Raw genomic sequence first — 23,913 nt, 5'->3', positions numbered from 1 at the left:
GCAGCAGAGCAATGCAGCAACTCAATCCTTCCGAAATAAGTGAAATTATCAAGGGCCGCATCGAAAAGCTCGATGTGACCTCCCAAGCCCGTAACGAAGGCACTGTCGTCAGCGTATCTGACGGTATCGTGCGGATTCACGGTCTGGCCGACGTCATGTACGGCGAGATGATCGAGTTTCCGGGCGGCGTCTACGGTATGGCCCTCAACCTGGAGCAGGACTCCGTAGGTGCCGTTGTACTGGGCGCATACACGACTCTGGCTGAAGGCATGAGCGCCAAGTGCACCGGCCGCATCCTCGAAGTTCCGGTTGGTAAGGAACTGCTGGGTCGCGTAGTCGACGCACTGGGTAACCCTGTTGACGGCAAAGGTCCGCTGAACAACACCGAGACCGACGCGGTCGAGAAAGTTGCTCCAGGCGTGATCTGGCGTAAGTCGGTAGACCAGCCTGTACAGACTGGCTACAAGGCTGTCGATGCCATGATCCCTGTCGGCCGTGGCCAGCGTGAGCTGATCATCGGTGACCGTCAGATCGGTAAGACCGCTCTGGCGATCGACGCGATCATCAACCAGAAAAACAGCGGCATCTTCTGCGTATACGTGGCAATCGGTCAGAAGCAATCGACCATCGCCAACGTGGTTCGCAAGCTGGAAGAGAACGGTGCATTGGCTAACACCATCATCGTTGCTGCCAGTGCTTCCGAATCGGCCGCACTGCAGTTCCTGGCACCGTACTCCGGTTGCACCATGGGCGAATACTTCCGCGACCGCGGTGAAGACGCGCTGATCGTCTATGACGATCTGTCCAAGCAAGCAGTGGCTTACCGCCAGATTTCCCTGCTGCTGCGCCGTCCACCAGGCCGTGAAGCCTACCCAGGCGACGTGTTCTATCTCCACTCCCGTCTGCTGGAGCGCGCATCCCGCGTTTCGGAAGAGTACGTCGAGAAGTTCACCAACGGCGCCGTGACTGGCAAGACCGGTTCCCTGACCGCTCTGCCGATCATCGAAACCCAGGCTGGCGACGTTTCCGCGTTCGTTCCGACCAACGTGATCTCCATCACCGACGGTCAGATCTTCCTGGAATCGGCCATGTTCAACTCGGGCATCCGTCCTGCTGTGAACGCCGGTGTTTCGGTATCCCGTGTAGGTGGTGCCGCTCAGACCAAGATCATCAAGAAGCTGTCCGGTGGTATCCGTACCGCTCTGGCTCAGTACCGTGAACTGGCGGCATTCGCCCAGTTCGCATCTGACCTGGACGAAGCGACCCGTAAGCAACTTGAGCATGGTCAGCGCGTTACCGAGCTGATGAAGCAGAAGCAATACGCACCGATGTCGATCGCTGACATGGCGCTGTCGCTGTATGCCGCTGAGCGTGGGTTCCTGACTGACATTGAAATCGCCAAGATCGGCAGCTTTGAACAAGCGCTGATTGCTTTCTTCAACCGCGATCACGCCGATTTGATGGCCAAGATCAACGTGAAGGGTGACTTCAATGACGAAATCGACGCTGGCCTCAAAGCCGGTATCGAGAAGTTCAAGGCCACCCAAACCTGGTAAGCCGCAGCGGGAGCCGCAAGGCTCCCGCTTGCTAACCTGATAGGTGTTACATGGCAGGCGCAAAAGAGATTCGCAGTAAGATTGCGAGCATCAAAAGCACGCAAAAGATTACCAGCGCCATGGAAAAAGTGGCGGTCAGCAAAATGCGCAAGGCACAAATGCGCATGGCTGCTAGCCGTCCTTATGCGGAGCGCATCCGCCAGGTGATTGGTCATCTGGCCAACGCCAACCCGGAATATCGCCACCCATTCATGATCGACCGCGCCGTCAAGCGCGTCGGTTACGTTGTGGTGAGCAGTGACCGTGGTCTGTGCGGTGGCTTGAACACCAACCTGTTCAAGGCCCTGGTCAAGGACATGGCGGTAAACCGCGAACAAGGCGTCGAGATCGATCTGTGCGTGGTAGGTAGCAAGGGTGCGGCTTTCTTCCGCAACTTCGGCGGTAACGTCGTCGCCGCTATCAGCCACCTGGGTGAAGAACCGTCGATCAATGACCTGATCGGCAGCGTCAAGGTGATGCTGGATGCTTACCTGGAAGGCCGGATCGACCGCCTGTCCGTGGTATCCAACAAGTTCATCAACACCATGACGCAACAGCCGACCGTGGAGCAGTTGATTCCATTGGTTGCGACCCCGGAACAGGAACTCAAGCACCACTGGGACTACCTCTACGAACCGGATGCCAAGGAGCTGCTCGACGGCTTGATGGTCCGCTACGTGGAGTCGCAGGTGTACCAGGCGGTGGTCGAGAACAACGCAGCTGAACAAGCCGCGCGGATGATCGCGATGAAGAACGCTACCGACAACGCCGGTGATTTGATCAGCGATTTGCAGCTGATCTACAACAAGGCGCGTCAGGCTGCGATCACCCAAGAGATCTCGGAAATCGTCGGCGGCGCTGCCGCGGTTTAACGGTTCAAATATTCAGAGGATCCAGCTATGAGTAGCGGACGTATCGTTCAAATCATCGGCGCCGTTATCGACGTGGAATTCCCACGCGACAACGTACCGAGCATCTACGACGCCTTGAAGGTTCAAGGCGCCGAAACCACCCTCGAAGTTCAGCAGCAGCTGGGCGACGGCGTGGTTCGTACCATTGCGATGGGCTCCACCGAAGGCTTGAAGCGCGGTCTGGACGTCAACAACACTGGCGCAGCCATTTCCGTACCGGTCGGTAAAGCGACCCTGGGCCGGATCATGGACGTACTGGGCAACCCGATCGACGAAGCTGGTCCGATTGACACCGAAGAGCGCTGGGGCATTCACCGTCCTGCGCCAACCTTCGCTGAACAAGCGGGTGGCAACGAGCTGCTGGAAACCGGCATCAAGGTTATCGACCTGGTTTGCCCGTTCGCCAAGGGCGGTAAAGTCGGTCTGTTCGGTGGTGCCGGTGTAGGCAAGACCGTAAACATGATGGAACTGATCCGTAACATCGCCATCGAGCACAGCGGTTATTCCGTGTTCGCTGGTGTGGGTGAGCGTACTCGTGAGGGTAACGACTTCTACCACGAGATGAAGGACTCCAACGTTCTGGACAAAGTGGCACTGGTCTATGGCCAGATGAACGAGCCGCCGGGAAACCGTCTGCGCGTAGCCCTGACCGGCCTGACCATGGCCGAGAAGTTCCGTGACGAAGGTAACGACGTTCTGCTGTTCGTCGACAACATCTACCGTTACACCCTGGCCGGTACCGAAGTATCCGCACTGCTGGGCCGTATGCCTTCGGCAGTAGGTTACCAGCCGACCCTGGCTGAAGAGATGGGCGTGCTGCAAGAGCGCATCACTTCGACCAAGCAAGGCTCGATCACCTCGATCCAAGCGGTATACGTACCAGCGGACGACTTGACCGACCCGTCGCCAGCAACCACCTTCGCCCACTTGGACGCCACCGTCGTTCTGTCCCGTGACATCGCTTCCCTGGGTATCTACCCAGCGGTAGACCCACTGGACTCGACTTCTCGCCAGCTGGACCCGAACGTGATCGGCAACGACCACTACGAAACCGCTCGCGGCGTTCAGTACGTGCTGCAGCGTTACAAAGAACTGAAGGACATCATCGCGATCCTGGGTATGGACGAGCTGTCGGAAGCCGACAAGCAGTTGGTAAACCGTGCTCGTAAGATCCAGCGTTTCTTGTCGCAGCCGTTCTTCGTGGCTGAAGTCTTCACCGGTGCCTCGGGTAAATACGTTTCCCTGAAAGACACCATTGCTGGCTTCAAAGGCATCCTCAACGGTGACTACGACCACCTGCCAGAACAAGCGTTCTACATGGTCGGCGGCATCGAAGAAGCGATCGAGAAAGCCAAGAAACTGTAATCCCGGCGCCCGGAAACGGGCGCTAATTTAGGTTGAGGCAATCAGATGGCTATGACAGTCCATTGCGATATCGTCAGTGCGGAAGGGGAAATTTTCTCCGGTCTGGTCGAGTTTGTGGTTGCGCATGGTGAACTGGGGGATCTTGGTATCGCTCTGGGGCACGCACCGCTGATCACCAGCTTGAAGCCAGGTCCGATTAGTCTGACCAAGCAGGGCGGGGAAAAGGAGGTGTTCTACATCTCTGGTGGTTTCCTCGAGGTTCAGCCGAACATGGTCAAGGTCCTTGCCGACACCGTGCAACGTGCTGCCGACCTGGACGAAGCCTCCGCTCAGGAAGCCGTCAAGGCTGCCGAGAAGGCCCTGCACGAAAAAGGCGCAGACTTCGACTATGGTTCTGCTGCTGCACGTCTGGCCGAGGCCGCAGCCCAGCTGCGCACCGTCCAGCAGATCCGCAAGAAGTTCGGCGGCTAAGCCGTCTGCTTTTTGTGTGATTGATTAAAAAGGGTAGCCTCGGCTACCCTTTTTTCTTTTCGCGACACTCATCATCTGTTCGCAGTCGTTGACCACCCAGGATTGGTACCCGTCATGTCTCTCGAAATCGTTATCCTCGCGGCCGGCCAAGGCACTCGCATGCGTTCGGCGCTGCCCAAGGTACTGCATCCGATCGCTGGCAACTCCATGCTCGGTCATGTTATCCACAGCGCTCGCCAACTCGATCCACAGCGTATTCATGTGGTGATCGGCCACGGTGCCGATGCCGTGCGTGAACGGCTGGCCGCCGATGACCTGAATTTTGTCCTGCAGGATAAACAACTCGGGACAGGCCACGCGGTGGCCCAGGCGGTGCCGTTCATTACCGCTGACACGGTGCTGGTTCTTTACGGTGATGTGCCGCTGATCGAAGTCGACACCTTGCAGCGCCTGCTCAAGCATGTTGGCCCGCAACAACTGGGCCTGTTGACCGTCGAGCTGGATGACCCTACCGGCTACGGTCGCATCGTGCGTGACGCCGACGGCCAGGTTACCGCCATCGTCGAGCAGAAGGATGCCAACGAAGCCCAACGCGCTATCACCGAGGGCAACACCGGGATCCTGGCGCTGCCGGCCGGGCGCCTGGGTGACTGGATGAGTCGCCTGTCGAACAACAACGCCCAAGGCGAGTACTACCTGACCGACGTGATCGCCATGGCAGTGACTGACGGCCTGGTGGTTGCTACTGAGCAACCCTTGGACGCAATGGAAGTGCAGGGTGCCAATGATCGTCGGCAACTGGCCGAGCTGGAACGCCACTATCAGCTGCGCGCCGCTCGCCGCTTGATGGCCCAGGGCGTAACCCTGCGTGACCCGGCCCGTTTCGATGTTCGAGGTGAGGTCAGCGTGGGCCGCGACGTGGTCATCGACATCAACGTCATCCTTGAGGGCAAGGTCGTCATCGAAGACGACGTGGTTATCGGTCCGAACTGTGTGATCAAGGACAGCACCTTGCGCAAAGGCGTGGTGATCAAGGCCAACAGTCACTTGGACGGAGCGGTGATGGGAGAAGGTAGCGATGCCGGCCCATTTGCCCGTTTGCGTCCTGGCTCCGTGCTGGAGGCCCATGCCCATGTGGGTAACTTTGTCGAGCTGAAGAACGCCCACCTGGGTGAAGGCGCCAAGGCCGGTCACCTGACCTATCTGGGTGACGCTGAAGTCGGCGCCCGCACCAATATTGGCGCCGGCACCATCACCTGTAACTATGACGGCGCGAACAAGTGGAAGACGGTACTGGGGGAGGACGTATTCATCGGTTCCAACAACTCCTTGGTAGCGCCTGTGGATATCTCCAGCGGTGCGACCACAGCGGCCGGTTCGACCATTACCCAGAATGTGGATAACCGACAGCTGGCTGTGGGGCGTGCACGCCAGAAGAATATCGACGGCTGGAAGCGTCCGGAAAAAATCAAGAAACCTTAAAGTTATCCACAGTCCACCCTGTGGGAGCGAGCCATGCTCGCGATAGCGGTATATTAGCCAAGTAGTCATCGACTGACACAACGCTATCGCGAGCAGGCTCGCTCCCACAGGATCTCCATCTTTTCTGAATTTTTCTCCCTTCGCCTTGACGATCGCCGCACAATAGGTTTTGATTGCTTACGTTATCTTTCGAATCGAAACTTAAACTGCCATGTCAAAGCGCAACACCCCCCAACGCCGCCACAACATCCTTGCCTTGCTCCAAGAGCAGGGTGAAGTCAGTGTGGACGAGCTGGCCAAGCGCTTCGAAACCTCGGAAGTTACGATTCGCAAGGATCTTGCCGCCCTGGAGACCAATGGCCTGCTCTTGCGTCGTTACGGCGGCGCGGTCCCGATGCCGCAGGAGTTGGTGGCCGATAACGCCCAGACCGTGTCCAAGTACAAGCAAGCCATCGCCCGGGCGGCGGTGAAGCGGATTCGCGAACACGCGCGCATCATCATCGACAGCGGCAGCACCACTGCCGCCATGATCCCCGAACTCGGCCTGCAACCGGGGTTGGTGGTCATGACCAACTCTCTGCACGTCGCCAGTGCCTTGAACGAACTGGAACACGAACCGGTACTGTTGATGACTGGCGGCACCTGGGATCCTCATTCCGAATCCTTCCAGGGCCAGGTGGCGGAACAGGTCCTGCGTTCCTATGACTTCGACCAGCTGTTCATCGGTGCCGACGGCATCGACCTGATTCGTGGTACCACCACCTTCAACGAGTTACTGGGGCTAAGCCGGGTCATGGCTGAGGTGGCCCGTGAGGTAATCGTGATGGTGGAGGCCGATAAAATCGGTCGCAAGATCCCCAACCTGGAACTGCCGTGGAGCAGCGTCCATACCCTCATTACCGATGATCGCCTGCCCGTAGAGGCTCGCGATCAGATTCAGGCGCGCGGCATCCAGGTGATCTGCGCGTCTGTCAGCCAGGAGAAATAACATGTGTGGAATTGTCGGCGCCGTTGCTGAACGCAACATCACAGCCATCCTGCTCGAAGGCCTCAAGCGTCTGGAATACCGTGGCTATGACAGTGCGGGTGTGGCAGTGCTCACCAACGATGGGCAACTTGAGCGCATGCGTCGGCCGGGCAAGGTCAGTGAGCTGGAGCAGGCGCTGGAAGCCGAGCCGCTGATCGGTCGCCTGGGCATTGCCCACACCCGTTGGGCCACCCACGGTGCGCCGTGCGAGCGCAATGCCCATCCGCATTTCTCCGGCGACCTGGCAGTGGTGCACAACGGCATCATCGAGAACCACGAAGCCTTGCGTGAACAGCTCAAGGCCCAGGGCTACGTCTTCACCTCGGACACCGACACTGAAGTCATCGCCCATCTGCTCAATCACAAGCTCAAGGAACTGACGGACCTGACCGTGGCCCTCAAGGCCACCGTCAAGGAGCTTCACGGCGCCTATGGCCTGGCAGTCATCAGTGCGAAACAACCGGATCGTCTGGTGGCGGCCCGCAGTGGCAGCCCGCTGGTGATTGGCCTGGGCCTGGGGGAAAACTTCCTGGCGTCTGACCAGTTGGCACTGCGTCAGGTCACTGACCGTTTCATGTATCTGGAAGAGGGCGATATCGCTGAAATTCGCCGCGACAGCGTGCAGATCTGGGATCTCGATGGCCAAGTGGTAGAGCGCGAAATCGTGCAGTACCGCGACGGTGCCGAAGCCGCCGACAAGGGCGAGTTCCGCCACTTCATGCTCAAGGAAATCCACGAGCAACCGGCTGTGGTGCAACGTACCCTGGAAGGGCGCATGAGCCAGAGCCAGGTATTGGTCCAGGCCTTTGGCCCACAGGCAGCCGAATTGTTCGCCAAGGTTCGCAATGTGCAGATCGTCGCCTGCGGCACCAGCTATCACGCCGGCATGGTCGCTCGTTACTGGCTGGAGGAATTGGCCGGTATTCCGTGCCAGGTGGAAGTTGCCAGTGAGTTCCGTTATCGCAAGGTGGTGGTGCAACCGGACACACTGTTCGTCACCATTTCCCAGTCCGGTGAAACCGCCGATACCCTGGCGGCCCTGCGCAATGCCAAGGCCTTGGGTTTCCTCGCCAGCCTGGCGATCTGCAACGTCGGCATCAGCTCGTTGGTGCGCGAATCCGACCTGACCTTGCTGACCCAGGCCGGCCGCGAGATCGGCGTGGCGTCGACCAAGGCCTTCACCACCCAGTTGGTCGGTCTTCTGCTGTTGACCTTGTCGTTGGGCCAGGTGCGCGGGACCTTGGCCGAGGGTGTAGAGGCAACGCTGGTGGAAGAACTGCGCCGCCTGCCGGCCCGTCTGGGTGAAGCCCTGGCGATGGACAGCACTGTGGAAAAAATCGCCGAACTGTTCGCCGAGAAGAACCACACCCTGTTCCTGGGCCGTGGTGCGCAATTCCCGGTAGCGATGGAAGGCGCCCTGAAACTCAAGGAAATCTCCTATATCCACGCCGAAGCCTACCCGGCCGGTGAGCTCAAGCATGGCCCGCTGGCTCTGGTGGACAACGACATGCCGGTGGTCACCGTGGCCCCGAACAACGAGCTGTTGGAAAAGCTCAAGTCCAACCTTCAGGAAGTGCGTGCCCGTGGCGGCCAACTGATCGTCTTTGCTGACGAAAAGGCCGGCATGACCAATGGCGAAGGGAATCACGTGGTGCATATGCCGCACATCCACGACGCCCTGGCGCCGATCCTCTATACCATCCCGCTGCAGTTGCTGTCGTACTACGTGGCCGTGCTCAAGGGGACGGATGTCGATCAGCCGCGGAATCTGGCGAAGTCTGTGACGGTGGAGTGAGGGGCGTCTGCCGAACGGGTCCTGGATCACCTTCAGATCTTGAAGGTGTTGACCATCTGCTGCAGGCGGATCGACTGTTTTTCCAGTTCATTGCACGCCTGCAAAGTGGATTGCAGATTGCCGACAGTCTTCTGGTTCAGGTCATTGATGTGGCTGATGTCCCGATCCAGATTGTCCACCACTGAGGTTTGTTCTTCGGTGGCGGTGGCCATGGATAGGTTGATTTCGTCGATCTCGCCAATGCCCTGCAGTACCTGATTGAGTCGTTCACCGGCAAGCCTGGCGGTGCTGACGTTGGTGTCGCTGTGGCGCTGGCTTTCCAGCATGGCATTGACGGCGCTGCCGGCGCCGGCTTGCAACTCCTCGATCATATTGTGAATTTCCTGCGCCGATTGTTGAGTGCGATGGGCGAGGGTGCGCACCTCGTCCGAGACCACCGCAAAGCCACGTCCGGCGTCTCCGGCACGGGCGGCCTCGATGGCGGCGTTGAGGGCCAGCAGGTTGGTCTGGTCGGAAATGCCCTTGATCACGTCGAGGATCCGGCCGATTTTCAAGGTTTTTTCATTCAGGCTTTCGATGTCCTGACGGGTATTGATCACTTGTGATGAGAGCTGTGCCATGGCGCTGATGCTGCGCTCCACTACCTGTTGGCCTTCATGGGTCTGGGTCTTGGTATCCGAGGCGAGATTTGACGCATGTGCGGCGCTACGGGCGATCTCTTGGGCGGCGGCGCCCAGCTCGTTGATGGCTGTGGCGATGTTGTGGGTCAACGCCGCCTGGGTGTCGGAGCTTTTCAGGGACGAGTGCGATGCCTGGCTGACCTGCGCGGCCAGTTGGGTAAGTTGGCTACTGGACGTCAGGACTTCGCGTATCGAGTGCTGAATGCGTTCGACGAAGCGGTTGAACCCGCCAGCCATCACGCCAAACTCGTCCTGGGACAGGCTCTGCAGGCGTTGGGTCAGATCGCCTTCGCCATCGGCAATGGATTGCATGGCCAAGCCCATATTGCGTAAAGGCCGCATCAGGGCATTGATCAATAGACCGAGCAAGACAACGGTGATCAGTATCGCAATCAGCGTTGCGATCAGGGCCGAGGTGCGAAACTCATGGAGCGCGGCGTAGGCCTTGTCCTTGTCCACCGACAGTCCGATGGACCAGTGCAATGACGGCAGGCCGTTGATCGGCGTGAATGTAACGATCCGGGTGCTGCCGTTTTCCTGTACTTCATTCAGGTTGTCATTGATACCCGGAGCACCTTCGGGGAACGCTTGGGCCAGAGTCTTGGTGACCAAGGCACTGTCCGGATGCACCAGGATCTTGCCGTCGTCACTGACCAGGAAGGCATAGCCGATGCCGTTGAGATCAACGGAGTTGACGATGCTGGCGAGCTTTTCCAGGCTCAGACTCGCCCCGAATACGCCGGCTGCCTTGCCGTTGATCTTGATCGGCACCGCCTCGGTCATGATCAGATAATCGATGCCGGCTCCAATGTAGGGTTCGGTCAGGACGGGGCTGAGGGAGGCTGCCGCCTCCTTGTACCACTGGCGCTGACGGACATCGTAGCCATCGGGCATCACCCGCTCGGGATAAATGAAGAAACGACTATCTTGGAGCCCGACATAGCTGGCGATAAAGGTCTTGGTGATGATGTCTTGAGAGAGCATCTTGCTGATGGTAGCCGGGGTGGGGTCGGCGGCAATGGTTTCGGCGGCGCCCTCGATCAGCAGGAGCCGGCCAGCCAGCCAATTGTCGAGGTTGGCGCCGAGCAACTTGCCAGTGGTTTGCAAGCTGCTGTGCAGCGCTTCGCGGGTACTTGCTTGTTGTCGATGGTCATTGAGCAGTGAGAACGACAGGAATACTGCCACCGAGATGACACAGGCGCCGAGAAGGATCTTGTGGCCGAATTTCATACTGATGCCCATGAAGCACGCTCGTCAGGTCTTGTTTTTATGAGTCCCCGCCAGGGTTGGGCGAAGATTTGACGAGTGGACAGGTTTTGTCGAACTAGAAAAGATGATGGGCAATCGTAGGAATTTTTATGGCATCAAGTGACGCGGATGCGCGCTTGCCGAGCGCCCGGATTCCGGGCTGAGCATCACTCCAGAAAACACCGGTCAAAAAGGTAGACGCTGCCCGGTTTGAGGTTTTCCACGGTGCGTTGCGGGCGGCCGCCGTCGCCGCTTTTCTTGCGGCCGGTTTCCTGCAGGTAGCCCGCTTCGGTCATCTTCAGCAGACGCTGGCGCATGCTGGTCTTGAGCACCGGACGCTCGAGTACCAGGGAAAAAATGCCCACGGCTTCCGGCGCGCTGAATTCTGAACCAAGGAACATCAGCGGCAGGCTGCTGTAGAGCGCTTTGGAGAACAGCCGCTCCTGCACGGCAGCCACCAGGCTGTTGTGGTCGAAAGGGAGTTTTATCGTGGCGTCAGCGACGTCCTTTAGCGCAAAGAATCCCTGGTGTTCGGCGAGCGGGGGCGTATCGCTGACAATGGCCAGGTAGAACGTCGATGATGACCAGCAGCGTGGATCGCGGAACGCGTCGCCGACGGTGCCGACCTGTTCGATCCAGGCCAGCGGCATGCCCACTTTGTTCGAATTGCGCAGGCGCTCCACGGCGTCGCTCAGCGTGAGATCTTCGACCCCTCCATTCACCACGATCCCTGGCAGCGCCCAATGGCCGGCGAACGGCTCGGCTTCCCGGCGGTTCAGGAGGATTTCAAGGGCCTGGGCTTCCCGGTTGAAGCGCAGCACACACAGGTCGATGGTGTGCAGATAATCGCGCGCAGCGGCTGTGCGGTTCGGCATGTCAGTTTCCGTGGGTAGCGTAAAGGTCGTAGTTTACCGGGTCCATGCCGGGTGCCATCCAGTGATTGGGCAGCAGTTCGCCTAAAGCCAGTCGTTCGCGAACCAGCGTGCTGCGCACATGGATCTTCTCTTCCACACAAAGGATGGAAAAGCGCTCCAGTAATTCCTGGCCGCGGTAGAAGGTCGGTAACAGATCCGCGACGTCCTGGCCCACCACTAACGCTATCCGCTTGCCGTCCAAGGCCAGGCTGTCGGCCAGGTGGGCAAGCAGGGTGTAGCTGTAGATGGCGCCTTCGACACCACGCGCGACGACCTGCTCGATCCGGCTTGCATGCACTGGCGCGCAGCACAGCGGCTGAACGTGCTCGACGATCGACTCCAGCCATTTCAGGCGAATTTCATAGTCAACCATTCGCTTGCCATAGGGATGCCTGAAGCTTGGGGCGACCAGCACGCGCCTGGCCTGGAATGACGCCTGGATCATCACCTGGGCGTGACCGGCATGAGGGGGATTGAAGGCGCCGCCATAAAGGGCCAGTTCGAACATGGCTTATTCTCTTTAGGTACACGACATGTACCGTAACATCAAAAACGTGTCCGGTGAAATTTATCTGAGCCATGTCTATTTCATACGTGCATGAATCGATAGGCAAGAAAAATTCTTTTCACGGTGGCTTGTCATTAAAGTACACGTTATGTACTCTCGTTGCTGTGAACAGGAGAAACCAGTATGAATAGCCTGAACCGTAAGACGGCTTCCTTCGATGTCGATGCGCAAAAGAGCTTTACACCGCTTTGCCCTGATGAGCTGCCTGTGCCTGGTGGAGAACAAATTGGCGACGAGCTGAATTTCATCGCTTCCCTGGCCAGCCTGCGTGTCGGCAGCAAGGATGCCCATTCGCCTCAGGCGCCATGGGTGGTCGCCGAGCATTCACAGATGCTCACCCCGACCGGGCTCGAGCACGCCGACGTCACTTGGGTCAGCCACTGTGTTCCTGGTACCGAAGGTTTCACCTTGTTGGACGAACTGCCGACTCCCTACGACTACGACTATTTCGTCTGGAAGGGCGTCGAGCCGGATTTTCACCCGTACGGCGCCTGTTACCACGACCTGCACGGCAAGCTGTCCACCGGGGTGATCGAGTACCTGAAAGGCCTGGGTGTGGAGCAGGTTCTTGTCGGCGGGCTGGCGCTGGATTTCTGCGTCAAGACCACGGCCCTGCAACTGACTGCCGCCGGCTTCAACGTGATCGTTCACCTTCCGGCCTGCCGGGCGATCAGCGAGGAGGGCGCCACGCAAGCCATTCAGGACCTGCGGCAAGCGGGGGTCTGGGTTGCCAGGACCCGCGAAGAAACCATCCGCCTGGCAAGCGAGTAAGGAGCAAACATGGACAGCGCATTCGACTCAAACAGTGGCGTCATCCAGAGCCTGCTGGATACCGATTACTACACCTTCACCATGATGCAGGCGGTTTTGCACCAGCACCCGAACGTGGAGGTGGAGTATCAGTTCATCGTGCGTTCCAAAGAGCGGCTCGGTCACCTGATCCCGGACATTCGTGTGGAACTGGAAAAGCTTGCCGGATTGCAATTGCGCGAGGGGGAGCAAAGGTTTTTGTTCAACAAGCGTTTCCGCGAATACCTGACACCGGACTTCGAACAGTTCCTGGGTCTGTTTCGCTTCAATCTGCGCTACATCCACGTGTCGGAGGTTGACGGCCAACTGCACATCCGCGTTCGTGGTCCGATGTTGCACTGCATCATGTTCGAGCAGCCGGTACTGGCGATGGTCAGCGAACTGCGCAACCGCGAGAAGTACCCCGAAGTCGAACTGGCCGACGTTACCCGCAAGCTGTACCAGAAGTTCGAGTGGCTGGAGAAAAACGCCAGTCGTGAAGAACTTGCCGAGTTCCGTGTTTCCGACTTTTCCACCCGTCGCCGGCTGTCCTTCAGGGCGCAACGTGAAGTGGTGAATATCATGCGCAGTGATTTTCCCGGCGTGTTTGTCGGCACCAGTAACGCTCACCTGGCGTATGAGTTCGATCTCCCACTGATCGGCACGATGGCTCACCAATGGCTGATGGTCCATCAGCAACTCGGGCGCCTGCGCGAGAGTCAGAACGCGGCCTTGGAAAACTGGGTGCGCGAGTATCGTGGCCGGCTCGGTATCGCGCTGACGGACTGCATCAGCACCGACTTCTTCCTCAAGGATTTCGACCTGTACTTCGCCAAGCTCTATGACGGGCTGCGCCAGGATTCAGGTGACCCGATTGTCTGGGCTGACAAAGTGCTGGGGCGTTACCGGGAATTGGGTGTCGATCCACGGACCAAGGACCTGATGTTCTCCGACGGTCTCAATTTCGAAAAATGCTTGCCGATCCTGCGTCATGTCCGCGGCAAGGCCAAGTTCGGTTTTGGCATGGGCACCAGCCTGGCCTGCGATGTCGAGGGGGTCGAGCCGCTGAGCATTGTCATGAAACTGGTGCGCGTTCATGGCGAGCCGGTGGTGAAGTTCTCCGATGATCCGATCAAGAACGTCTGTGAAGACGTTTCGTTCCTTCGCTATGCCGCCCAAGTGTTCAACGTCGCCCTGATCAATCCACAGATGGGAGCCTGATATGACTTCACTTCAGCAAGAGCGCATTGCCCGGGAACTGGGCATCGATCGCCAACTCAAACAGGGCGGTGAGCACCTCGAGATTGCCCGTCGCGTTGGGTTTATCAAGCAGGTTTTACGTGAGTCGGGTTGCACGTCCCTGGTACTCGGTATCAGCGGCGGCGTCGACTCGCTCACAGCCGGGCGTCTATGCCAGTTGGCGGTGGAACAATTGCGAGGCGAGGATTACGAGGCGCGTTTCATCGCCGTGCGACTGCCTTACAAGACCCAGGCCGATGAGCCAGACGCCCAAGCATCCTTGGACTTCATCCGGCCGGACCTGATCACCACGAGCAACATTGCCGCGTGTGTGGATGGCCTGATGGCCAATATCGCGATCGACGGCTTGCAGCCTTCGGCCGAGCACACTGACTTTGTCAAAGGCAATGCCAAGGCCCGGGCACGGATGTTGGCACAATACGCCATTGCCAATATGAGCAATGGGCTGGTGGTCGGTACCGACCATGGCGCGGAGGCGGTGATGGGGTTCTTCACTAAATTCGGCGACGGTGCATGCGACTTGGCGCCGTTGTCCGGGCTGACGAAGACTCAGGTGCGGTGGTTGGCCGATGCCATGGGCGCGCCTGCGTCGCTGGTGCACAAGGCGCCGACCGCCGATCTGGAAGACTTGGCACCCGGTCGGTTGGATGAGGTGGCGTATGGTTGCAGTTACATGGAGATCGATGCGTATCTGATGGGCGAAGAGGTGTCGCCTCAGGCGCGACACATCATCGAACGCGCCTACGGCAAGACGGCTCACAAACGAGCATTGCCGCGTGTTCCGGCGGTGTCATGAACGACATCAAGCCAACGTAAGCAGGCTTTCAAATGCAACCCTGGTCCCGAATGGAGTGGATGAATGACCCAGGCAACCGGTATCAACGATCGCGTACGCATCAAGAACGTCGAAGTGCTCTCGGACAACTGGTACGTACTGCGCAAGACCACCTATGACTACCTCGGTCGCAACGGCCAATGGCAGGAGTTGACCCGCGAGACCTATGACCGCGGCAATGGCGCCACAATCCTGCTGTACAGCAAGGCCAAGCAGACCGTGGTGTTGACCCGGCAATTCCGCTTTCCGGCCTTCGTCAACGGACACGATGACCTGTTGATCGAAACCTGTGCCGGCCTGTTGGACAACGACGATCCGCACACCTGCATCCGCAAGGAAACCCAGGAAGAAACCGGCTACGTCATCCAAGACGTGCGCAAGGTCTTCGAAGCCTTCATGAGCCCGGGCTCGGTGACGGAGCGGCTGCATTTTTTCGTCGGCGAGTATTTCGACGAAGACAAACGACACGCCGGCGGCGGGTTGGAAGAGGAGGGCGAGGAAATCGAGGTGCTGGAGCTACCGCTTGACCAGGCCCTGGGCATGATCGAGAGCGGAGAAATCTGCGACGGCAAGACCATCATGCTGTTGCAGTACGCCAAGCTGCATCGGTTGCTGGATTAGGTTCACTCTCAGGCCTCCAGCCAGGACGCTCCAGAAACTTACGGTGAGCTCTTCCCCGGCCAAGAATCGAGCTTGATCGGGGTTTTCCACAGCTTCGTTGGATGAAGCGCTACAAGCTTGAATCCAGAAGTTTTTTCTGCTCGATACGCCATGCCTTGGTGCGCTAGAACGCAGACCCAACCCGCTCCTGTCGGCAGCCGGTTCGTCGTATTCACGAAGAACCGCTGAACAACTGCGTTGACAACCTGGGACATAGGTGATGATATTCAGTCATACGACAACGTATGACATCAAAAAATAATAAAAACGAAAGGCTCCGATATGCCTTCTACATTTGCAGCCCAGCAAGTCTGTAATACGTCGGCCTTGCTTCTCTCCACAGAGCGCCAACGGCCTTCGCCACTTTCTGAAAAGCCTTATGCAGGCTTGCAAGTGCAATCGAATTTTCCCCTATCGACATTCAAGCGACGTCAGCTGTCCAGCCAGGCGAGGGTGTCTGTCGCTTGCGTTTCCTCCTTAGTTCCTACCCCCAATGAATGGCAGTACTTGGAGAACAATAATGAGAAAAACATTCTGCGCCTCTTTAATCGCCTCTTTTCTGAGCCTGACCGCCGGCACGGCAATGGCCGCCGACGCCAGTGACTGGCCAAGCCGCCCCGTGCAGGTGGTGGTCATTGCCAATGCCGGTGGTGATACCGATTTCAATGCCCGAATGATGGCCAAGTATTTCACCAAGCTCACTGGCAAACCCATGGTCGTCACCAACATGGCTGGCGGGGGCGGGACGATTGCCGCCGATGCGGTCAAGAGCGCGGCACCGGATGGCAATACCATTCTGTTTACCCATACCGGCCAGTTGATCGTGAACGAGGTGGCAGGGCTCTCCGAGGACCGTTTTGACGCATTTGATATCTCCTGCATCGCTGGCGTCGACAAAGGTGCGGTGTTTGTCTCGGCGAAAAGCTCGGGCATCGACACCCTTGATCAACTGATTGAAAAAGCCAAGGCCAAGCCCGGCACCATCACCTACGGTACCGAAATGGGCAACTTCTCCCATCTTCAAGGGCTGATGTTCGAGAAGCTGGCCGGCGTGAAATTGAAAATGGTCGACAGCGGCACAGTGTCCGAAAAAATCGTCGCCTTGCTGGGCAAGCGCATCGACCTCGGTGCCATCAGCTATGGCTCGGTCCAGGATTACATCACCAGCGGCAAAATGACCGCTCTGGGTCAACCCAACGCCGAGCGCAACGCACTGCTGGGTGACGTGAAGACCTTCAAGGAACAAGGCGTGGACCTGGTCCTGGACAAGCCTTACGTCGTGGCCTTCCCGAAGGGTACGGACCCGGCCATCGTCAAGAAAATGGCCGATACGATGAAGAAGATCACCGAAGAGCCGGAATACGCCGAGGAGCTGAAGAAGTCGTTCAAGCAACCGGTCAGCTTCCAGGGCAGCGAAGAAGCCATTGCGACCCTCAACAAAACCCGCGACAGCTTCATGCAGTTCAAGGACGAGATGCGTAAGGCCAAATAACACCGCATGACGGGCTCGGGTGCGTACTGGCACCCGACAGCCCAGTCCTTCCCAGCAAGAGGAGCCTGTATGGATTCCTATAAAAGAAACGAGCTGATTGCCGGACTTGCAATGCTCGGTGCCGGCGTGGCGTATCTGGTATTGACCCTGAATCTGCCGCGCCGCAGTTTCGTCGATGCTGCGTTTGTGCCCTGGGTGCTCGCCGTTGCGTTGTGCCTGTTGGGCGCGTTGCAATTATGGGCGTGGCGAAAGCTGCCGGACCAACCTGCCGAACCCGCTGAAAAAACCGAGCAGATTGATTATCCGACGGTCTTCAAGTCCCTCGCATTGGTGCTGCTTTACACCGCGTTGCTGCAACCCGTGGGATTCATCGTCATGACCGTGCTTTATCTGTACGTCCAATTCATCGTGTTGACCCCTGCGGAACAGAAGGTCAAGCACCTCCTGTACGGGTTCATCGCGGTCGTTTCGTCAGTGTTGATCTTTTACATTTTTCGCCATGGCTTCGACTTGCTCCTGCCTGTCGGTCTATTGGATTTCTAGGAGACGGCCATGATTGAACTCATGCAGCAAGGCTTCGGTGCCGTACTGACTCCCTATGTGTTTTTCCTCATGACACTCGGCGTTGCGGTGGGGATTGTTTTTGGTGCGGTGCCCGGGCTTTCGGCCACCATGGCTATCGCGTTGTGCTTGCCCCTGACTTACTCGATGGGCCCTGGCACGGGCCTGGCGCTGCTGGTTGCGCTGTTTGTCGGTGCCACCTCGGGAGGACTGATATCGGCGATATTGCTCAACATACCGGGAACGCCGGCATCGATCGCCACGACATTCGATGGTTGGCCGTTGATGAAGAAGGGAATGGGCGTCAAGGCGCTGGGGATCGGCGTGGTGTTCTCGTTCCTGGGCACTATTTTCAGTATCGCCGCGCTGATGTTCATCGCTCCGATCCTGGCGGATCTGGCCTTGAGTTTTGGCCCGCACGAATACTTTTCCATCGCGATTTTCTCGCTGACGTTGATCGCCACGCTGTCCACCGGCTCGTTGGTCAAAGGCCTGTTCGCCGGTGCCCTGGGCTTTGCCTTTTCCACCGTGGGGATTGCCCCGGTCGAGGCGATCCGCCGTTTTACGTTTGACCTGCCGAGCCTCAATGGCGGCTTTGCCATGCTCACTGTCATGATCGGTATGTTTGCAGTGGCCGAAGTGCTGAAGTTTGCTGAAAGCGCACGCCTGAGCCATCGAGCCAAACCACAGCACGTCAGCATGAAAGGCGTAAAAGGTTTTGGTTTTTCGATGAAGGAGTTCGTCGGTCAACTGCCCAATGCCACCCGTTCATCCCTGATCGGCCTGGGCATTGGTATCCTGCCCGGTATCGGTGCCGGTACCTCGAATATCGTTTCTTATATCGTGGCGAAGAAACGTTCCAAAACCCCGGAAGAGTTCGGCAAAGGCAAGATCGACGGCGTGGTCGCCAGCGAGACGGCAAACAACGCCGGCATTGGCGGCGCGATGATTCCGCTGTTGACCCTGGGCATTCCCGGCGATACCACCACGGCTGTGATGCTCGGCGGTTTCATGATTCACGGCATCCAGCCGGGGCCTCTGCTGTTCATCAGCCAGGCGCCGTTGGTCTATACGATCTTCGCCGCGCTGATCCTCGCTTCGGTCCTGATGCTGGTGCTCGAGTTCTACGGACTGCGCATGTTCATCAAACTGCTGGCGGTGCCCAAGCACATTCTGTTGCCGATCATCCTTGTGCTCTGTGTGGTTGGCGCATTTGGCCTGAACAGCCGGATCTTCGACGTCTGGGCGGTGCTGCTGTTTGGCTTGCTGGGCTACGGGTTCGTCAAGAGCGGGTTGCCGATTGCGCCGTTCATCATCGGTTTCATCCTGGGCCCCATGGCGGAGACCAATTTGCGTCGTGGCTTGATGCTGTCCGATGGCAATTTCACCGGCTTCCTGTCCAACCCCATCTCAGCGGGCTTTCTCATCCTGGCCGCCGCGTCTATCTCCTGGCACCTGGTGACGGTCATTCGCAACAGGAAAAGCGCTGCTATCGAATTGATGCGCAGTTAGTGGCCTGTTTTCATTCCCGCGTATATGCCGCTGTCACACGAACCCGTGCGGCAGCGGCTGACTCCAAAACGTTCGGAGCATAGCCATGCAAGAGACGCCGCAAATACCTTCCTCCGACGACGACCGTATTGCCTGGGTGCGCGTGGCCTCGGTCTACCTGCCGCTGGCCAATCCCATCAGCGACGCCAAGGTGCTCACCGGTCGGCAGAAGCCGATGACGGAAATCGCCATTCTGTTTGTGGAAATCGAAACCAGGGACGGCCATCGGGGCTTGGGATTCAGCTATTCCAAGCGCGCCGGTGGTCCTGGGCAATTTGCCCATGCCCAGGAAGTTGCCCCCAGCCTCATTGGCGAAAACCCCAGCGACATTTCCAAGCTGTGGGACAAGCTCTGCTGGGCCGGTGCTTCGGTGGGGCGGAGCGGTCTGGCCACCCAGGCGATTGGTGCGTTTGATGTCGCCTTGTGGGATCTGAAAGCCAAGCGGGCAAATCTTTCCCTGGCTCGCTTGCTGGGCGCCCATCGCGATTCTGTTCAGTGCTACAACACGTCGGGTGGGTTCCTTCACACTCCGCTTGACCAATTAATGATCAATACCGACCTTTCCCGGGAGAAGGGCATCGGGGGCATCAAGCTCAAGGTCGGCCAGCCTGACCAGGCGCTGGATCTGCGCCGTGTCAGCACCATCCGCAAACATCTGGGGGATGACTTTCCGTTGATGGTGGATGCCAACCAGCAATGGGACCGACCTGCTGCGCAGCGAATGTGTCGACGTCTCGAGCAGTTCAACCTGGTCTGGATCGAGGAACCGTTGGATTGCTACGACGCTGAAGGTCATGCCGCGCTGGCCCTGCAATTCGACACGCCGATCGCGACCGGTGAAATGCTCACCAGCGTTGCCGAGCACTGGGAATTCATCAAGCTGCGCGCCGCCGATTACCTGATGCCCGACGCGCCCCGTGTCGGTGGCATTACCCCTTACCTCAAGGTCCAGGCGTTGGCCGAGCAAGCGGGACTGATGATCGCGCCGCACTTTGCCATGGAACTGCACATTCATCTGGCCGCCACGTATAGCCGCGAGCCATGGGTTGAGCATTTCGAATGGCTGGAGCCTCTGTTCAACGAACGCATGCAAACCCGCGATGGACGCATGTTAGTGCCTACCCGCCCTGGCCTTGGGTTGTCCTTGAGCGAGCGTGTGGCGGGTTGGACGGCGAGCCAGGCGGCGTTCGGGCAGCGTCCGTAAACCGGTCGAGGACAGAGGATGCCATCATTGAGCCAAGAGGTGCTGCAACGCATCGAGCAGGTGGTCGGGCAAGCAGGATTGGTGCGCGACCCAGAGCTGATGCAAAGCTATCTGACAGATTGGCGTAACGCCTATCAAGGCCTGGCGGCCTTGGTGGTACGTCCGGCGACGACCGAAGAGGTGGCCGAGGTTGTACGGATCTGTCATGACGCCCAGGTTGCCTTGGTGCCGCAAGGCGGCAACACCGGCTTGTGCGGCGGCTCGATTCCTGACCCCTCTGGCAATCAGCTGGTGTTGTCCTTGACCCGGATGAAACGTATCCGTGACATCGATCTGGCTAACGAAACCATCACGGTCGAGGCCGGGGTGATCCTGCAACAATTGCAGGATGCCGCCCACCAGGCCGGTCGCCTGTTTCCGCTCTCGCTGGGAGCGGAGGGCAGTTGCACGGTGGGCGGCAACCTGGCGACCAATGCCGGCGGCACGGCAGTGCTGCGATACGGCAACATGCGTGAGCTTACCCTCGGCCTGGAAGTGGTGCTGCCTGACGGTCGCGTCTGGAACGGGTTGCGGGGGCTGCGCAAAGACAATACCGGTTACGATCTCAAGCACTTATTCATCGGCTCGGAGGGCACTCTCGGGATCATCACGGCGGCGGTGCTCAAACTGTTCCCGATGACCCACAGCACGGCGACAGCCTGGGTCGCGCTGCCTTCGCCGCAGGCGGCGGTGGACCTGATCGGCCATGTTCGCGGCTTGTGTGCCGACCGCCTGACGGGCTTCGAAATGATGTCGCGCCAGAGCCTGGATTTTGTCCTGGACCATGTGGCCGGCTGCAGCGACCCGCTGGCAACGAAGCACCCCTGGTACGCCTTGATTGAATTGCGCGACACCGTGCCCGACGCGCCGTTGGCACTGCTGCTTGAAAACGGCCTGGCCGACGCCTTTGAGCGTGGGTGGGTCATTGATGCGGTATTGGCCGGCAACCAGGCACAAGCCGCGGCGCTCTGGGCACTGCGCGAAGGCATTTCCGAGGCGCAGAATCATGAAGGTCCGAGCCTCAAGCATGACATCAGCGTGCCCGTGAGCCGGATACCGGAATTCATCGAGTGCACCGACAAGGCCCTGCAACGGGACTTTCCTGGCGTGCGCATTGTTTCTTATGGCCACATGGGCGATGGCAACCTGCACTACAACATCAGCAAGCCGCTCGGCGATGCGGACGCCTCGTTCAGGACTCATGAACACGCGATCATGCAAGTCATCTACCGGATGACGAGCGCCTTCAACGGCAGCATCAGCGCCGAGCATGGCTTGGGGCAAGCCAAGCCTGAGGCGGCAGTTCGCTTCAAGGACCCCCTGGAGATCGAGTTGATGCGTGCCATCAAACGCACGCTGGACCCCGCCGGGTTAATGAACCCAGGCAAAGTGTTCACCACTGTACTGGAGTGACCGCGCCGGGCTTCGTCGACGAGTATGACGACGAAGACAAACGACACGCCGGCGGCGGGTTGGAAGAAGGCGAGGAAATCGAAGTGTTGGAGCTGCCACTCGACCAGGCCTTGGGCATGATCGGGTGGGGGCGATCTGTGACGGCAAGACCATCATGCGGTTGCAGTACGCCAAGTGGCATCGGTTGGTGGATGGGGTTCAGCCGCTGCAACCCGGGACGCTTGCCGGCTGATCTTCGCGCTACCAAATCTTTCACGGTAGGCCGAGGGCGGCAACCCGACGGCGTTCCTGAACGCCGCCCGGAAACTTTCCACTGAGCGATAACCACAGGCCTGCGCAATGCCGGTCGCGCTCTGATCGGTGGTTTCCAGCAGTTCCCTGGCCCGGTTCAGGCGTTCCTGTTGCAGCCAGGCCCTTGGCGAAAGGCCGGTCGTTTCTATGAAACGACGCAGGAAAGTGCGCTCGCTCATGGCCACGCGAGCGGCCATGTCGGACACGCTCAGGGGTTGGTCCAGGTGTTCGCGGATCCACTGCAGGACCTGGCTCAGTTCGTTGCGCGGCGACTTGCCCACGGGGGCGACGATGAATTGCGATTGACCACCGGTTCGCTGTGGCGCCATGACCAGGCGACGGGCCACCGAGTTGGCGATATGAGTACCAAAATCCCGTGCGATCAGGTGCAGGCAGGCGTCGATGCCGGCGGCACTGCCGGCTGAGGTAATGATCTGCCCCGAATCGACATACAGCACATTCGGGTCCACGTTGATGAGAGGGAAGCGTTCGGCAAGCTCATCGGAAAACTGCCAATGGGTGGTTACCGTTTCACCGTCGAGCAGTCCCGTGGCGGCGAGTACGAACACACCCGAGCAGATCGAAAGCAAGCGGGCGCCTCGGGCATGGGCGTTTATGAGAGCGTTCAGCAACGCTTGCGGAGGTGGGTCGCGATAGCGCCAGCCGGGAATGATGATGGTGTCTGCGGTGTCCAGCTCTTCCAGCCCGGCGTCGACCGAGATCTGGATGCCCCCCAATGCCCGCATGGGGACCGGATCGACAGCAACGATGCGGTGGGCGTACCACGCAACGTCCAACTCTGGACGAGGCAAGCCGAATATCTCCAGCGCAATACCGAATTCGAATACGCAAAGACCCTCGTAAACGAGAATGGCCACTGTTCCTGGGTGGGTGTGCATTTGGCGTAAAACTACCGTTTGTTGTCGTCTGTTGCACTGTAGCGAACAGTTCCGTCGTCCTACAATCGGGCTATGGGATGGAGCAATGAATGAGTAATCGAAAAACAGGTCGGATCCTGGCGGATGTGGAACAGCAACTTTCCAGGCACTTCCGGGATTTCTTGAGCAATGAAATCCGGATGAAGCAGGTTCGTAATTCGTTTCACCGAGAGGGCTATTTCCACTTCAAGGACTTTTCATTTCTACCCGGCGAGATGCCGGAAGCGCTCCAGTCCGAAGTACATGGGTTGCTCGATGAATATTCGGCAGGTCGCGATGCGACCGTCCTGTTTATCCATGATCCCTACCGCAAGATCCATGTGATCCCTCAGGCGGAAATCGCCGAGGGCGGGGTCGTGATCCCGGCGCTTTACCACTCCGGGTCGCTACGCCATTTCCTCGGCAGCATCGCAGGCGAAGACTTGGCGTCCTGCCTGGACCGCGGACAGTACCTGATCAGTCGGCTGAATCATCCAGACGATACCCATGGTTGGCATTGGGGCGATTACCCCTACACCCTGGTCTGGATCATCGAGGCGCCTGAAGACCCGGAGGGGGGCGACGTGCTGCAATGCGTGCCCCACAGCAACGGGAACAAGGATGACCTGAACGCATGGGAATACCGCCTGGACAACCCCGGCAAGGCCTGCCACCACCTCAAGGGTGACGTGTATTTCCTCAAGTCCGGTACCACGCTGCATCATCTGGTGCCGATTCAACGAAACGCCACGCGCATTATCCTCAGTACCAGTTGGCAGGTGGCTCCGGCCGGCGAAGCGATGCCCTGTGGATAAGTATTGAAGCGCAGCGATCAATCCCGGCGT

Annotated in this window: 21 protein-coding genes and 2 pseudogenes; 18 read left to right on the top strand and 5 right to left on the bottom strand. The window is 58.7% G+C overall.

Annotated features, from left to right (window positions below; genetic code table 11):
- Positions 1–11 precede the first annotated feature (11 nt).
- The 7 genes from atpA (at position 12) to glmS (ending at position 8,646) form a co-directional block, all read left to right on the top strand.
- The gene (gene atpA, locus FGE05_RS02915) at positions 12–1,556 is read left to right on the top strand and encodes a F0F1 ATP synthase subunit alpha (protein WP_024777788.1); all 1,545 of its coding nucleotides are present in this window, start codon (positions 12–14) and stop codon (positions 1,554–1,556) included.
- Between the two features lie 50 nt (positions 1,557–1,606).
- Positions 1,607–2,467: a F0F1 ATP synthase subunit gamma gene (atpG, locus tag FGE05_RS02910; RefSeq protein ID WP_030139034.1), complete on the top strand. Its 861-nt coding sequence runs from the start codon at positions 1,607–1,609 to the stop codon at positions 2,465–2,467.
- A gap of 27 nt (positions 2,468–2,494) precedes the next feature.
- Positions 2,495–3,871, top strand: a complete 1,377-nt coding sequence (gene atpD, locus FGE05_RS02905) for a F0F1 ATP synthase subunit beta (protein WP_024777789.1) — start codon at positions 2,495–2,497, stop codon at positions 3,869–3,871.
- Positions 3,872–3,916: 45 nt separating this feature from the next.
- Entirely contained in the window at positions 3,917–4,342 is a 426-nt protein-coding gene (locus tag FGE05_RS02900) for a F0F1 ATP synthase subunit epsilon (RefSeq protein WP_024777790.1), read from the top strand.
- A gap of 114 nt (positions 4,343–4,456) precedes the next feature.
- Positions 4,457–5,824, top strand: coding sequence for a bifunctional UDP-N-acetylglucosamine diphosphorylase/glucosamine-1-phosphate N-acetyltransferase GlmU (gene glmU / locus FGE05_RS02895; RefSeq protein WP_139641400.1), 1,368 nt, complete (start codon positions 4,457–4,459; stop codon positions 5,822–5,824).
- A 211-nt stretch (positions 5,825–6,035) separates the two neighbouring features.
- Entirely contained in the window at positions 6,036–6,812 is a 777-nt protein-coding gene (locus tag FGE05_RS02890) for a DeoR/GlpR family DNA-binding transcription regulator (RefSeq protein WP_139641399.1), read from the top strand.
- Position 6,813: 1 nt separating this feature from the next.
- Positions 6,814–8,646, top strand: coding sequence for a glutamine--fructose-6-phosphate transaminase (isomerizing) (gene glmS / locus FGE05_RS02885; protein ID WP_139641398.1), 1,833 nt, complete (start codon positions 6,814–6,816; stop codon positions 8,644–8,646).
- Between the two features lie 32 nt (positions 8,647–8,678).
- Here the strand turns inward: glmS and FGE05_RS30275 are convergent, their stop codons facing one another.
- The 4 genes and pseudogenes from FGE05_RS30275 to FGE05_RS02870 form a co-directional block, all read right to left on the bottom strand.
- Positions 8,679–9,563 (bottom strand): methyl-accepting chemotaxis protein, encoded by an 885-nt coding sequence (locus FGE05_RS30275; RefSeq protein ID WP_373682429.1) that lies wholly within the window; start codon positions 9,561–9,563, stop codon positions 8,679–8,681.
- Positions 9,537–10,556, bottom strand: a pseudogene (locus tag FGE05_RS30270) (cache domain-containing protein); the annotation flags it as partial. The pseudogene FGE05_RS30270 and the gene FGE05_RS30275, both read right to left, overlap by 27 nt.
- 185 nt (positions 10,557–10,741) lie before the next feature.
- Positions 10,742–11,449, bottom strand: coding sequence for an NUDIX hydrolase (locus FGE05_RS02875; RefSeq protein WP_139641394.1), 708 nt, complete (start codon positions 11,447–11,449; stop codon positions 10,742–10,744).
- Between the two features lies 1 nt (position 11,450).
- Positions 11,451–11,996 carry an adenylyltransferase/cytidyltransferase family protein gene (locus FGE05_RS02870; RefSeq protein ID WP_139641392.1) on the bottom strand — a complete coding sequence of 182 codons (546 nt, stop codon included), beginning with the start codon at positions 11,994–11,996 and terminating at the stop codon, positions 11,451–11,453.
- A 183-nt stretch (positions 11,997–12,179) separates the two neighbouring features.
- Between FGE05_RS02870 and FGE05_RS02865 the strand changes: the two genes are divergently transcribed.
- The 10 genes and pseudogenes from FGE05_RS02865 to FGE05_RS30015 form a co-directional block, all read left to right on the top strand.
- Complete coding sequence (locus FGE05_RS02865; protein ID WP_139641390.1) at positions 12,180–12,827, top strand: nicotinamidase; 648 nt, start codon at positions 12,180–12,182, stop codon at positions 12,825–12,827.
- A 9-nt stretch (positions 12,828–12,836) separates the two neighbouring features.
- Entirely contained in the window at positions 12,837–14,066 is a 1,230-nt protein-coding gene (gene pncB / locus FGE05_RS02860; protein WP_139641389.1) for a nicotinate phosphoribosyltransferase, read from the top strand.
- Position 14,067: 1 nt separating this feature from the next.
- Positions 14,068–14,901: an ammonia-dependent NAD(+) synthetase gene (gene nadE, locus FGE05_RS02855; protein WP_139641387.1), complete on the top strand. Its 834-nt coding sequence runs from the start codon at positions 14,068–14,070 to the stop codon at positions 14,899–14,901.
- 63 nt (positions 14,902–14,964) lie between these two features.
- Positions 14,965–15,561 (top strand): GDP-mannose pyrophosphatase NudK, encoded by a 597-nt coding sequence (nudK, locus tag FGE05_RS02850; RefSeq protein ID WP_139641384.1) that lies wholly within the window; start codon positions 14,965–14,967, stop codon positions 15,559–15,561.
- 559 nt (positions 15,562–16,120) lie between these two features.
- Positions 16,121–17,092: a tripartite tricarboxylate transporter substrate binding protein gene (locus FGE05_RS02845; protein WP_139641382.1), complete on the top strand. Its 972-nt coding sequence runs from the start codon at positions 16,121–16,123 to the stop codon at positions 17,090–17,092.
- A gap of 69 nt (positions 17,093–17,161) precedes the next feature.
- Entirely contained in the window at positions 17,162–17,635 is a 474-nt protein-coding gene (locus tag FGE05_RS02840; RefSeq protein WP_139641380.1) for a tripartite tricarboxylate transporter TctB family protein, read from the top strand.
- Between the two features lie 9 nt (positions 17,636–17,644).
- Positions 17,645–19,165 (top strand): tripartite tricarboxylate transporter permease, encoded by a 1,521-nt coding sequence (locus FGE05_RS02835; protein ID WP_139641378.1) that lies wholly within the window; start codon positions 17,645–17,647, stop codon positions 19,163–19,165.
- A gap of 85 nt (positions 19,166–19,250) precedes the next feature.
- The gene (locus FGE05_RS02830) at positions 19,251–20,408 is read left to right on the top strand and encodes a mandelate racemase/muconate lactonizing enzyme family protein (RefSeq protein ID WP_139641376.1); all 1,158 of its coding nucleotides are present in this window, start codon (positions 19,251–19,253) and stop codon (positions 20,406–20,408) included.
- 18 nt (positions 20,409–20,426) lie between these two features.
- Entirely contained in the window at positions 20,427–21,860 is a 1,434-nt protein-coding gene (locus FGE05_RS02825) for an FAD-binding oxidoreductase (RefSeq protein ID WP_139641374.1), read from the top strand.
- Positions 21,861–21,871: 11 nt separating this feature from the next.
- Positions 21,872–22,092, top strand: a pseudogene (locus tag FGE05_RS30015) (hypothetical protein); the annotation flags it as partial.
- Here FGE05_RS30015 and ftrA read toward each other — a convergent pair.
- On the bottom strand, positions 22,013–23,050 hold the full coding sequence (gene ftrA / locus FGE05_RS02815; RefSeq protein ID WP_139641372.1) for a transcriptional regulator FtrA: 1,038 nt from the start codon (positions 23,048–23,050) through the stop codon (positions 22,013–22,015). The pseudogene FGE05_RS30015 and the gene ftrA overlap by 80 nt on opposite strands.
- An 89-nt stretch (positions 23,051–23,139) precedes the next feature.
- On the opposite strand from ftrA, the gene FGE05_RS02810 reads away from it, so the two are divergent.
- On the top strand, positions 23,140–23,883 hold the full coding sequence (locus tag FGE05_RS02810) for a hypothetical protein (RefSeq protein ID WP_139641371.1): 744 nt from the start codon (positions 23,140–23,142) through the stop codon (positions 23,881–23,883).
- Positions 23,884–23,913 lie beyond the last annotated feature (30 nt).

This window comes from Pseudomonas sp. ICMP22404 (genome assembly GCF_006227205.1).
GTDB lineage: Bacteria > Pseudomonadota > Gammaproteobacteria > Pseudomonadales > Pseudomonadaceae > Aquipseudomonas.
The sequence above is the reverse complement of the archived record's forward strand: the minus strand, read 5'-3'. Positions and strand labels throughout refer to the sequence as shown.